General features: G+C 72.9%; 18 protein-coding genes. 14 read left to right on the top strand and 4 right to left on the bottom strand.

Translation table 11 applies throughout. The annotated features are described in order from the left end of the window. Position 1 precedes the first annotated feature (1 nt). The 6 genes from ACSDG8_RS02610 to ACSDG8_RS02585 all read left to right on the top strand — a co-directional run bounded on the left by ACSDG8_RS02610 (position 2) and on the right by ACSDG8_RS02585 (position 4,326). Entirely contained in the window at positions 2-208 is a 207-nt protein-coding gene (locus tag ACSDG8_RS02610) for a ubiquitin-like protein Pup (RefSeq protein ID WP_030504127.1), read from the top strand. 5 nt (positions 209-213) lie between these two features. Next, positions 214-882: an endonuclease VII domain-containing protein gene (locus ACSDG8_RS02605; protein WP_210891545.1), complete on the top strand. Its 669-nt coding sequence runs from the start codon at positions 214-216 to the stop codon at positions 880-882. Then, positions 801-1,640: a proteasome subunit beta gene (prcB, locus tag ACSDG8_RS02600; protein ID WP_210891547.1), complete on the top strand. Its 840-nt coding sequence runs from the start codon at positions 801-803 to the stop codon at positions 1,638-1,640. The genes ACSDG8_RS02605 and prcB overlap by 82 nt, the downstream gene beginning before the upstream one ends. A gap of 63 nt (positions 1,641-1,703) precedes the next feature. Continuing rightward, positions 1,704-2,537, top strand: coding sequence for a proteasome subunit alpha (gene prcA / locus ACSDG8_RS02595; protein WP_210891548.1), 834 nt, complete (start codon positions 1,704-1,706; stop codon positions 2,535-2,537). A gap of 149 nt (positions 2,538-2,686) precedes the next feature. Continuing rightward, positions 2,687-4,045 carry a Pup--protein ligase gene (gene pafA, locus ACSDG8_RS02590; protein ID WP_210891556.1) on the top strand — a complete coding sequence of 453 codons (1,359 nt, stop codon included), beginning with the start codon at positions 2,687-2,689 and terminating at the stop codon, positions 4,043-4,045. 62 nt (positions 4,046-4,107) lie between these two features. Further along, positions 4,108-4,326: a hypothetical protein gene (locus ACSDG8_RS02585; protein WP_174535579.1), complete on the top strand. Its 219-nt coding sequence runs from the start codon at positions 4,108-4,110 to the stop codon at positions 4,324-4,326. Positions 4,327-4,339: 13 nt separating this feature from the next. Here ACSDG8_RS02585 and ACSDG8_RS02580 read toward each other — a convergent pair whose 3' ends face one another. Continuing rightward, positions 4,340-5,284: a hypothetical protein gene (locus ACSDG8_RS02580; protein ID WP_439427618.1), complete on the bottom strand. Its 945-nt coding sequence runs from the start codon at positions 5,282-5,284 to the stop codon at positions 4,340-4,342. A 240-nt stretch (positions 5,285-5,524) separates the two neighbouring features. Here ACSDG8_RS02580 and ACSDG8_RS02575 point away from each other — a divergent pair, with 240 nt between their 5' ends. After that, positions 5,525-6,073 carry a carboxymuconolactone decarboxylase family protein gene (locus tag ACSDG8_RS02575; protein ID WP_439428026.1) on the top strand — a complete coding sequence of 183 codons (549 nt, stop codon included), beginning with the start codon at positions 5,525-5,527 and terminating at the stop codon, positions 6,071-6,073. A gap of 10 nt (positions 6,074-6,083) precedes the next feature. Here the strand turns inward: ACSDG8_RS02575 and ACSDG8_RS02570 are convergent, their stop codons facing one another. Next, the gene (locus tag ACSDG8_RS02570; RefSeq protein WP_439427617.1) at positions 6,084-7,169 is read right to left on the bottom strand and encodes a DUF3866 family protein; all 1,086 of its coding nucleotides are present in this window, start codon (positions 7,167-7,169) and stop codon (positions 6,084-6,086) included. Positions 7,170-7,213: 44 nt separating this feature from the next. Further along, the gene (locus ACSDG8_RS02565; RefSeq protein WP_439427616.1) at positions 7,214-8,203 is read right to left on the bottom strand and encodes a cation diffusion facilitator family transporter; all 990 of its coding nucleotides are present in this window, start codon (positions 8,201-8,203) and stop codon (positions 7,214-7,216) included. A 103-nt stretch (positions 8,204-8,306) separates the two neighbouring features. Here ACSDG8_RS02565 and ACSDG8_RS02560 point away from each other — a divergent pair, with 103 nt between their 5' ends. The 5 genes from ACSDG8_RS02560 to tatC all read left to right on the top strand — a co-directional run bounded on the left by ACSDG8_RS02560 (position 8,307) and on the right by tatC (position 12,095). After that, positions 8,307-9,305 (top strand): helix-turn-helix transcriptional regulator, encoded by a 999-nt coding sequence (locus ACSDG8_RS02560; RefSeq protein ID WP_439427615.1) that lies wholly within the window; start codon positions 8,307-8,309, stop codon positions 9,303-9,305. Next, on the top strand, positions 9,302-10,309 hold the full coding sequence (locus ACSDG8_RS02555) for a helix-turn-helix transcriptional regulator (RefSeq protein WP_210891566.1): 1,008 nt from the start codon (positions 9,302-9,304) through the stop codon (positions 10,307-10,309). Before ACSDG8_RS02560 ends, ACSDG8_RS02555 begins: the two co-directional genes overlap by 4 nt. A 16-nt stretch (positions 10,310-10,325) precedes the next feature. Further along, entirely contained in the window at positions 10,326-10,568 is a 243-nt protein-coding gene (locus ACSDG8_RS02550; protein WP_439428025.1) for a hypothetical protein, read from the top strand. A 216-nt stretch (positions 10,569-10,784) separates the two neighbouring features. Then, complete coding sequence (gene tatA, locus ACSDG8_RS02545) at positions 10,785-11,120, top strand: Sec-independent protein translocase subunit TatA (RefSeq protein ID WP_210891571.1); 336 nt, start codon at positions 10,785-10,787, stop codon at positions 11,118-11,120. 21 nt (positions 11,121-11,141) lie between these two features. Further along, on the top strand, positions 11,142-12,095 hold the full coding sequence (gene tatC / locus ACSDG8_RS02540) for a twin-arginine translocase subunit TatC (protein ID WP_210891572.1): 954 nt from the start codon (positions 11,142-11,144) through the stop codon (positions 12,093-12,095). A gap of 294 nt (positions 12,096-12,389) precedes the next feature. Here tatC and ACSDG8_RS02535 read toward each other — a convergent pair whose 3' ends face one another. Further along, positions 12,390-13,274: an ABC transporter substrate-binding protein gene (locus ACSDG8_RS02535; protein WP_439427614.1), complete on the bottom strand. Its 885-nt coding sequence runs from the start codon at positions 13,272-13,274 to the stop codon at positions 12,390-12,392. A gap of 183 nt (positions 13,275-13,457) precedes the next feature. Between ACSDG8_RS02535 and ACSDG8_RS02530 the strand changes: the two genes are divergently transcribed. Together ACSDG8_RS02530 and ACSDG8_RS02525 are read left to right on the top strand one after the other, a co-directional pair. After that, positions 13,458-14,156, top strand: a complete 699-nt coding sequence (locus tag ACSDG8_RS02530) for a hypothetical protein (protein ID WP_210899160.1) — start codon at positions 13,458-13,460, stop codon at positions 14,154-14,156. A 110-nt stretch (positions 14,157-14,266) separates the two neighbouring features. Beyond that, positions 14,267-14,917 carry a fasciclin domain-containing protein gene (locus ACSDG8_RS02525; RefSeq protein WP_225980576.1) on the top strand — a complete coding sequence of 217 codons (651 nt, stop codon included), beginning with the start codon at positions 14,267-14,269 and terminating at the stop codon, positions 14,915-14,917. The last annotated feature ends 14 nt before the right edge of the window (positions 14,918-14,931 follow it).

Genomic DNA, 14,931 nt, shown 5'->3' with positions numbered 1-14,931 from the left:
CATGGCGACCCAAGAGGGTGGGCAGACCCAGTCCGGCAAGTCCCGCGAGGAGGTCGACGAGGTCACCGCGGAGGCGAACCCCGAGGTGGCCGAGCGGCACGCCGAGATCACCGAGGACGTGGACGACCTGCTCGACGAGATCGACTCCGTCCTGGAGGAGAACGCAGAGGAATTCGTGAGGGGATATGTGCAGAAGGGGGGTCAATGAGGCTTATGTCCGATTTGCCGGAGGCGTCGGACAAGCTTTGCCCCCAGTGCCGCCGAACGCTGCCGGCGTCGGCGTTTCACCGTAATCGCCGTCGTCCGGACGGGCTGGCGTTCTACTGCAAGACATGTGCCGCTGCCCGCTCGGAGGCGAGTCGCCGCAAGCGGGGGATCGCCCCGCAGCGAAGGGCGGCGGTGCCGGTTGCGGACGGCCTCAAGTGGTGCCCCGACTGCGAGCAGATCAAGCCCGTCGACGACTTCCCGCGGACGACCAACGCCAGCGGCCGGCACAGCTACTGCAAGCCGTGCCACATCGCCCGCGGCAACGAGACCAAGCAGCGGCTCTACGGCGGCAATCGCGAGTACCACCTGCGTCGCCGCTACGGGGTTGGGGAGAAGGAGTTCCAGGAGCTCCTGGCCGAGCAGGGCGGCGTGTGCGCGATCTGCCGGCGCCCCGATCCGGAACATCTGGACCACGATCATCGCACCGGATGGGTGCGCGGGATACTCTGCTTCAACTGCAACGGTGGTCTTGGCCAGTTCAAGGACAACGCCGACGTCCTGGCCAGGGCGATCACGTACCTGAGAGGAACCACGTGGCAGCGGGTTTTGATCCATCCGGGCGTCTTCCAGATGTGTTCACCAACGCGGGGACGTCCTCCTTCACAGCGTTCCTGAGCAAGGTGGCCCCCGAGATGCTGCCCGGCCGACGGCCGCTGCCGCCCGGCATGGCCGCCGACATGGCGCCGCACGCGACCACGATCGTGGCCATCGCGGCCGCCGGTGGCGTGGTGATGGCCGGCGACCGGCGCGCCACGATGGGCAACCTGATCGCCCAGCGCGACATCGAGAAGGTGCACCCGGCCGACGCGTACTCGCTGGTCGGCATCGCGGGCACGGCCGGCATCGGCATCGAGCTGATGCGACTGTTCCAGGTGGAGCTGGAGCACTACGAGAAGATCGAGGGCGCGATGCTCTCGCTCGACGGCAAGGCCAACCGGCTCGCCTCGATGATTCGCGGCAACCTGGGCGCGGCCATGCAGGGCCTGGCCGTGGTCCCGCTGTTCGCCGGCTTCGACCTGGCCGCGAGCGACCCGGCGCGGGCCGGTCGGATCTTCAGCTTCGACGTGACCGGCGGCCCGTACGAGGAGACCGGCTACGACGCGATCGGCTCGGGCTCGCTGTTCGCCAAGTCCGCGCTGAAGAAGCGGTTCCGGACCGGCCTGTCGGTCGAGGACGCGACGCGGCTGGCGGTCGAGGCGCTCTACGACGCGGCGGACGACGACACCGCCACCGGCGGCCCGGACCTGACCCGGCGGATCTACCCGGTCGTGATGACCGCTACCGCCGACGGCACCCACCGGCTCACCGACGCCGAGACGGCGGCGATCGCGGAGAGTGTGGTGGCCGGCCGGATGGAGAACCCCGGCGGCTGATCCCGCTTCCCGTCCACCGACTCAGCAGTCCCGCACCATCAGGTCCGAAGGAGAACCGCCGCCGTGGCCATGCAGTTCTACGCCTCGCCCGAGCAGATCATGCGCGACCGCTCCGAGCTGGCCCGCAAGGGCATCGCCCGGGGCCGCAGCGCGGTGGTCCTGAGCTACGCCGGCGGGGTGCTCTTCGTCGCCGAGAACCTGTCCAGCACGCTGCACAAGGTCAGCGAGATCTACGACCGGATCGGCTTCGCCGCCGTCGGCCGGTACAACGAGTTCGAGAACCTGCGCCGCGCGGGCGTGCGGATGGCCGACCTCAACGGCCTGAGCTACGACCGGCGGGACGTGACCGGCCTGGCGCTCGCAAACGCGTACGCGCAGACGCTCGGCGCGATCTTCACCGAGCAGTCGAAGCCGTTCGAGGTGGAGATCTGCGTGGCCGAGGTGGGCGCCACGCCCGAGGACGACTCCCTCTACCGGGTGACCTACGACGGCTCGGTGAACGACGAGCCGGGCCGGATGGCCATGGGCGGTCAGGCTGAGGCGATCAGCGGCGTGCTGAAGAACGAGCACCGGCCGGAGATGACGCTGTCCGAGGCGGTCCGTGCCGCCATGAAGGCGCTGAGCAGCGTCGGCGGCGAGGGCGGCGCGGCCCGGACCATCGCCGCGAACCAGCTGGAGGTGGCGGTCCTGGACCGCGGCCGGGTGGGGCGTACGTTCCGGCGGATCACCGGCGCGGCGCTGACCGCGCTGCTGGACGGCGACGCGGAGGCCGACACCGCGCCGGCGCCGGGCCGGGCGAAGACGCCGGCGGGGCCGACGGAGGAGGCGAAGAAGCCGACCACGTCGGCCGGCTCCGCCGATCTGGAGGGCAACGCGGAGGACAAGCCCGCCGAGTGACACCTGCGCACGGACCCCGCCACCACGCAACGCGGTGGCGGGGTCTTTTCGCGTACGCAGCCCGCCGGTTCGCCGATCCGCCGGGGGAGATCGCAAGCGGCGACCGTCGGCGCTGCCCATCGGAGGCTCCGGGCGGCTAATGTCTCATCATGGAGCGGCGAATCTTCGGCCTCGAGACCGAGTACGGCGTCACCTGCACCTATCGCGGGCAGCGCCGACTGTCCCCCGACGAGGTCGCGCGGTACCTGTTCCGGCGGGTGGTGTCGTGGGGCCGGTCGAGCAACGTGTTCCTGCGCAACGGCGCCCGCCTCTATCTGGACGTGGGCTCGCACCCGGAGTACGCGACTCCGGAGTGCGACTCGGTGACCGACCTGGTGGCCCACGACCGGGCCGGTGAGCGGATCCTGGAGGGGCTGCTCATCGACGCGGAGAAGCGGCTGCACGACGAGGGCATCGCGGGTGAGATCTACCTGTTCAAGAACAACACCGACTCGGCCGGCAACTCGTACGGCTGCCACGAGAACTACCTGGTGTCGCGGCACGGCGAGTTCGGCCGGCTGGCCGACGTGCTCATCCCGTTCCTGGTCACCCGGCAGTTGATCTGCGGCGCGGGCAAGGTGCTGCAGACGCCGCGCGGCGCGGTCTACTGCCTGTCGCAGCGGGCCGAGCACATCTGGGAGGGCGTCTCCTCGGCGACCACCCGCAGCCGGCCGATCATCAACACCCGGGACGAGCCGCACGCGGACGCGGAGCGCTACCGGCGGCTGCACGTGATCGTCGGCGACTCGAACATGAACGAGGTCACGACGCTGCTGAAGGTCGGCACGGCCGACATCGTGCTGCGGATGATCGAGGCGGGCGTGGTGATGCGGGACCTCACGCTGGAGAACCCGATCCGGGCGATCCGCGAGGTGTCGCACGACATCACCGGGCGGCGCAAGGTGCGGCTGGCCGCCGGCAAGGAGGTCTCGGCGCTGGAGATCCAGCAGGAATACCTGGCCAAGGCGACGGAGTTCGTGGAGCGCCGGGGCGGTGACCAGACCGCGAAGCGGGTGGTCGACCTGTGGGGGCGGGTGCTGCGCGCGGTCGAGACCGGCGACCTGGACCCGGTGGCACGGGAGATCGACTGGGTCACGAAGCTGAAGCTGATCGAGCGCTACCAGCGCAAGCACGACCTGCCGCTGTCGCACCCGCGGGTGGCGCAGATGGATCTGGCCTACCACGACCTGCGGCGCGGACGCGGCCTGTACGGGCTGTTGGAGCGTCGCCGCGAGGTGGACCGGGTGGCCACGGACCCGGAGATCTTCGAGGCGAAGGAGACGCCGCCGCAGACGACCCGGGCGCGGCTGCGCGGGGAGTTCATCCGGCACGCGCAGGAGAAGCGGCGCGACTTCACCGTGGACTGGGTGCACCTGAAGCTGAACGACCAGGCGCAGCGCACGGTGCTGTGCAAGGACCCGTTCCGGGCGTACGACGAGCGGGTGGAGCGCCTGATCGCGAGCATGTGACCGCGTGGGGCGGCCGGTGCCCCGGCACCGGCCGCCCGTGGCACGGGTACGCTGGCGTCGCGATGAACACTTCCGAATCCGCCGGGCGCCCCGACCGTGAGACGTCCTCCGGGCGCGACGGCGCCGAGAAGCTGAACTGGATCGATCGCCGCCGGGAGAAGATCCGGGCCGAGATCGAACGCAACCGGCGTGGCGACTACACGGTCCCGACGTGGGTGCTGGCGGCGGCGCTGGTGCTGATCGTCGGCGGCTGGCTGGCGTTGGTCCTGCTGCTCGGCTGAGTTGCGGGGCGGCTCAGTTGTACGGCATCCGGGGGAACCAGCCGAAGCCGAACATGGCCGGCACCCGGATGTCCCAGTAGATGACCGTGAAGACGCCGAGCGCGACGAGCAGCGCTCCGGTGACGGCGGCGGCGCGGCGGGGGTCGGCCATCCAGGCGAGGAAGCGTCCTCGGCTGATCGTCACGGCGAGGGCGAAGACGGCCGTGACGAGCACGATGTTCCCGAGGGACTGCAGCGTGAACGCGAGCGCCCCGTAGAGGGGGTTGCCGGTGTCGACGGCCCAGTGGAACAGCTTGTTGAACATCGGGTAGGGGCGGCCGACGAGGAATCCGCCGACGAGCGCGCCCATGGTGATCACCCGGGCGACGGGCCGGTGCGCGAAGACGTCCGGCACCAGCTTGAGGGCGGCGAGCCCGAGGTAGGTGAGGGCGAGTCCGATGACGCCGAAGACGACTGAAGACTGGATGAGGCGTACCGGGACGCCGCCGACGGCCTCGGTGGACAGTTGGGGCAGCCGGTCGCCGAGCAGGACGCCGATGATGCCGTAGCCGGCCGAGACGACGACCATGCCGAGGGCGAGCCAGCCGACCGGGCGCAGCAGGGCGCGCAGCGCGGACCGGGTGCCGCCGGCGGGGTCGGCGCCGGAGACCTGGCTCATCGGTCCGACCGAGGCCGCCACCGCGATGTTGCAGGCGGTGAAGGTGCCGGCGAAGCCGGAGACGAAGGCGAAGAGCAGTCCGGCGACGGTGCCGGTGATGGCGGTCTCCTTGGCGTCGTGGCCGAGCACGGTGTTCGCCACGTTGTCGCCGATGACCTTGTCGACCAGCTCGAAGGACCACAGGACGGCCAGCAGCACGCCGGCTGCCGCGCTGATCAGGGCGAGTCGGAGGGGATGCGGCGGGCGGTGGGTGGAGATCGCGGCGTCGGGGGTCGCGTTCGGGAGCTGTCGCAGTGCCATGGGGGGTCGCCTCCTGTACGGCGGCCAGCCGCGTTTCCCGCGCGGCTGCCTGGCGCGGACGGCGGTGACGGGGTGGCCGGAGTCGAGTTCCCGGACAGTATGGGGAGGTCGCGTGGGCCCCTGGTTCTTCGATCATGCTGACCTGTGTCCGGCGTCTGGCCCGGGCGCCGGGGGTGACGGCACTCTGGACGGCGGGCCGCCGGCGTGACCGGGCCGGCACGGACAGGGGAGCGTGACGTCATCGCACACATCGATCTCGGGCTGGACGAGAAGGCCTATCCGGGCATCCAGGGGCCGCTGCGGTTCCGTCCGGAGACGGCGAAGCCGCTGGGCGAGCTGGCGGAGGTGCTGTTGCGCGCTCCGCATCCCACCTTGTCGCCGGGGGAGCGGGAGCTGATCGCGGCGTACGTCTCCGGCCTCAACGACTGCGACTTCTGCTGCTCGTCGCACGCGGCGTTCGCGGCCGCCCAGCTACCGACGGGGATGGAGTTCGTCGACCAGGTGCGCGCGGACGTGGCGACCGCACCGGTCGACGGAAAGCTGCGGGCGCTGCTGCACATCGCCGCCGCGGTGCGCGTCAGCGGCCGGGAGGTAACCGCCGAGCTGGTGGAGGCGGCCCGCGCGGAGGGCGCCACGGACCTGGAGGTCCACGACACGGTGCTGATCGCGGCGGCGTTCTGCATGTTCAACCGCTACGTCGACGGGCTGGGCACGTGGGCGCCGCAGGATCCGCAGGCGTACGCGCGGGCCGCGGACCACCTGGTGGCGAACGGCTACCTGGCGATCTGAGGGCGGCGGCTCAGCCGAGCAGGCGGGCCGCGTGGCGCCCGGCGGCCGCCGCGGCCAGGAAGTAGGCATGGTCGGCGTCCAGGCCGCGGCCCATCGTGGACAGCCCGACCGGGCTGGCCCGCAGCGCCGCGTCGAGTCCGTCGGCGGGCACTGTGACGATGGTGTGCCGGTCGGCCAGCGGCGCCAGGGCCGCGGCGACCTCCGCGGCCAGGGCGGGGTCGAGGCCGCCCGGCACGACCAGCTCCGCGCGGGCCAGCGCGACCCGGCCGTACGCGGTGAGGCTGTGATGGGACACGCCACGGTGCCGGTGCCGGGCGTCGGCGTCGGAGATGCGCAGCGAGCCGACCGGGCGCCCGCCCAGCGTGGCGACGGCGTTGACGGCCTCGCCGACGGCGACGCCGGAGAAGCCCCAGCGGGTGCCGGTGCCGAGGTTGCCGGGGCCCTGGGCGACGATCGTCAGGTCCGCGCCGAGCACGTGCCGGGCGGCGAGCAGGCCGCTGTGCAGGGTGGTGGCCTCCAGGTCGCCGCCGAACGCCTGGCCCACGCTCACAGTGCCGGCGAGGTGCCCGGACAGGCCGGCCAGGGTGCGGGAGAACCAGGCGGGCAGCGCCCCGCCGTCGGTGAGCACGTACGCGACGCGGGCGCCGGGGGCGTCGGCGCGTACGCCGGCCAGGATCGCCGGCAGCGCGGAGTGCAGGTCGGCGGTGACCACCGGCATGCCGTCGACCGAGTCGGCGGCGGCCAGCGTGTCGTGGTGCGGCGACGCCTCCTCGTCCACGCCGAGCAGGATCGGTTGCAGCGGCGTGTAGCGGGCCTTGACCAGGTGCCCGGCGTCGCGGCTGTCGCCGGCCTGCGGCGGGTCGGCGGGCAGCCGGTCGGGCAGCGCGACGACCAGGGCGTAGCCGCCGGTGCCGAGGCCCATCAGCAGCGCGCCGGCATTCAGCAGCACCCGGTCGCCGGGCTCCGGCTCGCCGACCAGCGCCGGGTAGGCCAGGGCGCGCATCCGGGCGCCGTCGGGCAGGTCGACGTCGAGTTCGACGGCGCCGGTCCACCGTCGCCGTACCGCCGTGACCGTGCCGGACCGCCATCGCACCATGCGGTGCACGCTATCGGCCGGGGTGCGGGCGGGCCGGGGGCGGGTCAGGTGGCGCCGTCGTGTGGGCGGCCCGTCTCGTCCTGCGTGGTGCGGGCGGGCCGGTCCGCCGTGCGGGAGCGGGTGGGGTCGAGGAAGACGTACGCGATCTCCGGGAAGTGCCCGGTGAGGCGGCGTTCGGCCTCGTCGGCGGCGGCTTCGATGTCGGCGCCGGTGGCGTCGTCGCGGAAGTCGACCTTGGCGGCGACGAGGATGTCGTCGGGGCCGAGGAACATGGTCATCAGGGTGTCGATCCGGTCGACAGTCGGCACGTCCGCCAGTTCCCGTTCGATGCGCCGGTGCAGCCGGTCGGAGACGGAACGGCCGACCAGCAGCGAGATGTTGCTGCGGGCCAGCACGACGGCGACGACCAGCAGCAGCACGCCGATGAGGATCGAGGCGATCCCGTCGTACAGTTCGTCGCCGGTGAGGTGTGACAGGGTGAGGCCGGCGGCGGCGATCAGCAGGCCGATCAGCGCGGCGCTGTCCTCCAGGAAGACGGCCTTGACGGTGGTGTCGGCGGTCAGGCGCAGGTAGCGGCGCGGGGTGGTGCCCCAGCGGCGCGACTCGCCGCGCACCTGCCGCACCGCCCGGGCCAGCGACACCGACTCGATCGCGAAGGAGACCGCCAGCACCACGTACGCGACCAGGTATTCGCCGCTGTGCTCGTGCACCAGGATGGTGGTGACGCCGTGCGTGATGGCGAAGCCGGCCCCGGCGACGAAGGTGAACAGCGCGGCGAGGAACGCCCAGACGTAGCTCTCCTTGCCGTACCCGAAGGGGTGCCGGGTGTCGGCGGGCCGAGCGCCGCGGCGCAGCGCCAGGTAGAGCAGCACCTCGGTGGTGGTGTCGGCGAGCGAGTGGGCGGCCTCGGAGAGCATCGCTGCGGACCCGGAGATGAGGCCCGCGACCAGCTTGGCGACGGCGATGGCGAGGTTCGCCGCGCCGGCCACCACGACCGTGCCGACGCTCTCGGTCTTGACCTCCGGTTCCGCCATGCGCTCACCCTATGACCGGTCGATGTCCGTCGCCGGGTGGGAAGACCGTGCGCCGCGCCGCGCGGGTGCCCGCGCCGGACGCGCGGGCTGCTAGCGTTTGCACGTGTCCCGGACCCGTACCGAACGCCTGGTCAACCTGGTGATCTGCCTGCTGTCCACGCGGCGCTTCCTGACCGCCGCGCAGATCGCCGCGACCGTGCCCGGCTACGAGCACGACCCGGACGACGCCAAGGACCACGAGGCGTTCCAGCGCAAGTTCGAGCGCGACAAGGCCGAGCTGCGTGAGCTGGGGGTGCCGTTGGAGACCGGCACGGCGAGCGTCTTCGACGCCGAGCCGGGCTACCGGATCGCGCCGCGCGCGTACGCGCTGCCCGACATCCCGCTCGAACCGGACGAGGCCGCCGCGGTGGGCATCGCCGCGCGGTTGTGGCAGCACGCCGGGCTGGCCGCCGCCGCGTCGTCCGGGCTGGCGAAGCTGCGCGCCGCCGGCATCGACGTGGACCCGCAGGCCACGCTGGGCCTGGAGCCGATGGTCACCGTCGACCCGGCGTTCGCGCCGCTGACCGCCGCCGCGCGGGACCGCCGCGAGGTCAGCTTCGACTACCGCGTGCCGGACCGCGACGCGCCCACCCGCCGCCGGGTCCAGCCGTGGGGCGTGGTCTGCTGGCGCGGCCGGTGGTACGTCGTCGGCCACGACCTGGACCGCGACGCGACCCGCTGCTTCCGGTTGTCCCGGGTGGTCGGCGCGGTGCGGGCGATCGGCGAGCCGGGCGCCTACGAGCCGCCCGCCGGTGTCGATCTGATCAGTCACGTGGCCCGCTGGTCGGGGCCGGTGGAGCGCACCGGCCGCGCGACCGTGCTGGCCGCGCCGGGGCGCGCCGCCGGGCTGCGCCGCTGGGCGGTGGAGTGCCAGGCCGGCCCCGACGGCGACCGGCTGGTGCTGCCGTACGCCGACGCCGACTACCTGGCCGGCCAGATCGTCGGGTACGGCCCGGACGTCCGCGTCCTGGAGCCACCGGAGGTACGGGAGGCGGTCATCCAGCGGCTCAAGGAGGTCGCCGCCCGGCACGACGAGCTGGCGACCACCGGGGGTGCCCGGTGACCCGCCCGGCGGCCCGCGCGGGCCGTGCCTCCGCCGACCGGCTGGCCCGGCTGCTCAACCTGGTGCCCTACCTGCTGGCCCGCCCCGGCATCGAGATCGCCGAGGCGGCGCACGACCTCGGGGTGACCGAGAAGCAGCTCCGGGAGGACCTGGAACTGCTCTGGGTGTGCGGGCTGCCCGGCTACGGCCCCGGTGACCTGATCGACATGGCGTTCGACGGCGACCGGGTGACCATCACCTACGACGCCGGCATCGACCGTCCGCTGCGGCTCACCCCCGACGAGGCGCTTGCCCTGGTGGTGGCGTTGCGGATGATCGCCGAGACGCCCGGGGTGGCCAACCGGGAGGCGGTCGAGCGGGCGCTCGCCAAGATCGAGAACGCGGCCGGTGACCTGGCCGGGGCGCCGGTGGAGGTCCGTCTGCCCGGCGACAGCGCGCGGGTACGCGAGCTGCGCGCCGCCGTCGAGCGCGGCCGGGCGCTGCGGATCACCTACTACACACCGGCGCGGGACGAGACCACCGAACGCACCATCGACCCGCTGCGGATGCTGATGGTCGGCGGGCGGGCGTACGTGGAGGCGTGGTGCCGCCGCGCCGAGGCGGTGCGACTGTTCCGGGCCGACCGGATCGACGCGGTGGCCGAACTACCGGAGCAGGCGGTCGTGCCGCCGCAGGCCCGCCCGCACGACCTCAGCGACGGCGTGTTCCGCCCGACGGCCGACCTGCCGTTGATCACGCTGCGGATCGGCCGGGGCGAGCGGTGGATCACCGAATACTATCCGTGCGAGCGCGTCGAGGCCGACGGCGAGCAGTGGCTGGTGTCGCTGCGGGTCACCGACCTCGGGTGGGCCCGGCGGTTCGTGCTCGGGCTGGGCCCGGAGGTCACTGTGGTGGCCCCGGCCGAGCTGGCCGAGCAGGTACGCGCCCAGGCCGTGGCCGCGCTCGACGCGTACGCCACCCCGGCCGGCAGCGCCGACCCGGCGGCCGCCGCCGTCACCCGATAGGCTGACCGCCGTGGTGATGTGGATCGTGCTCGGGGTCGTGCTGTTCGCGCTTGTCGTCCTGGCTCTCGCGGTCCGTCCGGTGGTGGGCCGCCTGTCCGGGCTGCGCCGTTCCGCGCTGGCGTTGCAGCGCCGGGCGGCCGAGGCGGAGTCGCTGCGTACCGCCGCCGAGGAGTTGCAGGCGCGGGCCGAGTCGCTCCAGGAGCGGATCGTCGTCGCGCAGGAGCGGATGACGTTGATCAAGGCCAAGCGCGGCGACTGAGCGACGGCCCTCGGCCCGGTGAGCGTCGTTTGCGCGTTCCCGGGCGGTTGCGCGCACAATTGCGCGGACCTGGACGGTTGACGGGACACTTCGGGTTGGTCGAAACTTCACCGATCGGGCCCGCACCGGCAGGCCCACCGGGGTGGCAAGCCGCTGCGACGCACGTACGATGGGCGGCGACCCACCCTCACCGACACAGAGCGACTGGAGCTTCCCATGGGTGCCCTCAAGCCGTGGCACATCGCCGTACTCGTGGTCGTGCTGATCCTGCTGTTCGGCGCGAAGCGGCTCCCCGACGCGGCCCGCTCGCTCGGCCGGTCCCTGCGGATCATCAAGGCCGAGACGAAGAGCCTGCAGGACGACGACCGTGACCTCGCCGAGAAGGCGGACGCGCAGGCCGGCTACCAGCCGCTCCCGCCGCAGCAGCAGCACGTGCAGGGGCAGCCGTACGCGCAGCAGCAGCCGTACGGGCAGCAGCAGCCGTACGCGCCGCAGCCGCAGCAGCCGGTCGCCCCGCCGGCCGACCCGGTGCAGCGCGTCCGCGAGAACTGATCCGAGAGGGCCTCAACCACCGTGGCCTTCGGGTTGAAGAAGCGCGGCCCGAGCAGCTTCGCGCGCGCGGCCGACGGCTCGATGACGCTCATCGAGCACATCCGTGAGCTGCGCAACCGGCTGTTCCGCGCGTCACTGGCGATCCTGGTCGGTTTCGGGTTCGGCGTGTGGCTGTCCGGGCCGGTGCTGCACATCCTGCAGAAGCCCTACTGCGACCTGCCCAAGGCGCGGTTGATCGACGGCAACTGCAACTTCGTCCAGCTCGGTCCAGCCGACCTGTTCCTGCTGCAGATGAAGGTGGCCCTCTGGGTCGGCCTGATCATCGCCGCGCCGATCTGGCTCTACCAGCTCTGGGCGTTCATCGCGCCGGGCCTGCACCGGCACGAACGGCGGTACGCGTACTTCTTCACCGCGCTGGCGGCCCCGCTGTTCGCCGCCGGCGCGGTGCTGGCGTACTTCGTCACGTCCAAGGGCCTGGAGTTCCTGCTCAACGTCTCCGGCGGCGGCGACGTGACCACCACGCTCGACATCACCCGCTACGTCGGGTTCGTCACGAACCTGATCCTGCTGTTCGGGGTGGCGTTCGAGTTCCCGCTGATCGTGCTGATGCTCAACTTCGTCGGCATGGCCAGCGCCAAGCGGCTGCTCAGCTGGTGGCGGGTGGCGGTCTTCGTGTTCTTCGCGTTCTCCGCGGTGGTCACGCCGACACCCGACCCGTTCGGCATGACCGCGCTGGCGATCTGCCTCTGCGCGCTCTACTTCGCCGCGGTGGGGGTGGCGTTCCTCAACGACAGGCGGCGCGGTCGCGGGCGTGAGGCCTACGCCGGCATCGCCGACGACGAGGTGTCACCGCTGGACCTGTCGACCGAACCGGTGCCCACGGGCGCCCGGATCGAGGCGTCCGATCCGATCGGGGCGCCCGAGCCGGTCGCCGCGCCGAAGCCGATCGAGCGCCGCTACGACGACATGACCTGACCGACCCCGCTCACCCGGACGCCGTCCCCGCCGCACGGGGGCGGCGTCCGTGTTTCCACAGCCACCCCTCGCGCGTCGCGTGGACGTCGGCGGCCCGCTCCGCGCGTCGATCACGGGGCTCGACGACCTCCGAGAACGCCGGGCGGCCTGCCCCTCCGCCGATCTTGCACTTGCTGCCCCACGCATGCCCGATATCCGCATTTTGTCGGGGCCGCTAGTGCAAGATCGCCGGGGCGGGGCGGGGCGGGGCGGGGCGGGGCGGGGCGGGGCGGGGCGGGGCGGGGCGGGGCGGGGTCAGGGGATGCGGCGGGCTGCCTCGGGGGGCGGCGGGGGGACCGCGGTGGGGTGGAGGATGGCGGCTATCGCTTCGGCGCCGTCGACCAGGCGCGGGCCGGCGCGCACGATCAGCCCGTCCGCGTCCAGCGCCCACACCTGCGCGCCGGGGAAGTGTTCGGCCACGCCGGCGGCCTGCTCGGCCGCGCCGTCGAGGTGGAAGCCGCACGGCGCGACCAGCACCACGTCGGGGCGGGTGGCCCGCAGGGCGTCCCAGGTGGTCGGGCCGGACCGGGCGCCGCGATGGGTGCCCACCGGCTCGCCGCCGGCCACGTCGACCAGGTCGGGGATCCAGTGCCCGGCGCCGAACGGCGGGTCCACCCATTCGACCACCGCGACCCGTGGCCGGGGCCGGCCCGCCACCGCCGCGGCGACCGCCGCGAGCCGGGCGCGCAGCCCGTCGACAAGGGCCTCGGCGCGGTCCGGCACCCGGGCCGCCGCGCCCACCGCGCGGATCGACTCCAGCACGTCGTCCAGGGTGTACGGGTTCAGCGACAGCACCTCGGCGCGGCACCCGAGGTGGTCCACGGCGTCGGCGACCCGGCCCGAGGGCAGCGCGCAGACACGGCACAGGTCCTGGGTGAGGATCAGGTCCGGGTCCAGCCCGGCCAGCGCCCCGGCGTGCAGCGTGTAGAGGTCGGCGCCGGCCGCGAGCTGCGCCTTGACGTACGCGTCGATGTCGCCGGGGCTCATGCCCCGGGTGTCCCGGCCGCCCACGACCACAGTGGTGCCGGACCGGTACGAGGCGGGCACCTCGCACTCGAAGGTGACGCCGACCAGGTCGTCACCGAGGCCCAGCGCGTACACGATCTCGGTGGCGGAGGGGAGCAGGGAGACCAGCCGCATGCCGCCATCATGCCGGTCACGCCGATCGCCCGGTACGCGGGCACATCGGGTCGCCCTCGGGCCTTGCCACGACGTCGTACCCGCTTAGACTCTGCTGACTCCGCCGAGCCCCCCGGGCGGTGTGCCGGGGTGCGTCGGCGCCCCGTTCCGGTCAGCACGCTGACCTGCGCTCCGGAGATCCCGATGAAGAGCCGTACCGCCACCGTCCTGACCGTCCTCTGCGCGGCCGCCGCGCTCACCGCCTGCGGTGACGACGAGCCCGCGCCGAAGGGCCAGCAGGTGCCGGTGACCGCCACCGACACCAGCTGCGAGGTCACCACCACGCTGTTCACGCCGGGCACCGTCACCTTCACCGTGACCAACCGGGGTCAGCAGGCCACCGGCGTCTACGTCTACGGGCGGGAGGGCGACGCCTTCACGAAGGTGATCGCCGAGGTCGCGGACGTGCCGGCGGGCCGTACCGGCGACCTGCGGGCCTCACTGCAGACCGGCACGTACGAGGTGGCCTGCAAGCCGGGCCGGCAGGGCGACGGCGTGCGGACGAAGATCACCGTGTCCGACGACGGCAACCTCGCGAGCGCCGCCGCCGAGGTGGCGTACGACCGGTCGGTGACCATCGAGCTGACCGGCGACGCGATGACCGGCGCGGACGCCCTGATCGCCGAGCCGGGCGAGAAGCTCGCGTTCAAGGTGACGAACAAGACCGCCGGGGCCCGGACGCTGTACGTGCTCAACCCCGACGGCAAGCGGGTCGCCGAGATGAAGGCGGAGGCGAACGGCACCGCCGAGACGGTGGTGACGCTCGGCGCCGCCGGTGACTGGTCGCTGAAGGTCAAGGGCGACGGCGTGCCGTCGGTGAGCAAGCGGCTGGTGGTGCGCTGAGGCGGCGCCGAAATCACGTCGACTGGGCTGCATCCACCGGGGACGGTGCGGGCGAAGCATTGGTCGTGACGACAGTCACGGACCTGGTCGCTTCGACGAAAGGCTCCCCGATGAACATCGCTCGTCTCGCCGCCCGGCTGGCCGTGGGCGCCACGGCCGCGGCGGTGGCCACCACCGCCGTCGCCGTGCCCGCCCAGGCCGGCGCCAAGCAGCCGGGCACGCGGTCGCTTGCCGCCGTGCTCACCGCCGACAAGAGCGGCTTCGACCGCAACGCGCGGGACTTCGACGTGCTCACCAAGGCGGTCCTGACGGTGCTGCAGGCCAAGCCGGACTCGCCGGTGAAGGTGCTCACCGACGGCACCGTCGCGCTCACCGCGTTCGTGCCGAACGACTACGCGTTCCGGGAGCTGGTCCGGGACATCACCGCCGCGAAGAAGCTGCCCGGGGAGAAGGCCGCGTTCGACGCGGTCGCCGGCCTGGGCGTGGACACCGTGGAGGACGTCCTGCTCTACCACGTCGTGCCCGGCGCGACGATCGACCGGAAGGCGGCGCTCAAGGCCGACGGCGCGGACCTGACCACCGCGCTCGGCGCCACCGTCGAGGTGGACGTGAAGCGCTGCTGGTACGGCCGCGAGGTGCGCCTGGTCGACGCCGACACCAGCGACCGCGACGCGCGTGTGGTGCGGTACGACATCAACAAGGGCAACAAGCAGATCGCGCACGCCGTGGACCGCGTGCTGCGCCCGATCGACCTGCCCTGAACCACCCCCGCGAC

It is taken from the genome of Micromonospora sp. LA-10 (assembly GCF_051853095.1).
Lineage (GTDB): Bacteria > Actinomycetota > Actinomycetes > Mycobacteriales > Micromonosporaceae > Micromonospora > Micromonospora echinospora_A.
The sequence above is the reverse complement of the archived record's forward strand: the minus strand, read 5'-3'. Positions and strand labels throughout refer to the sequence as shown.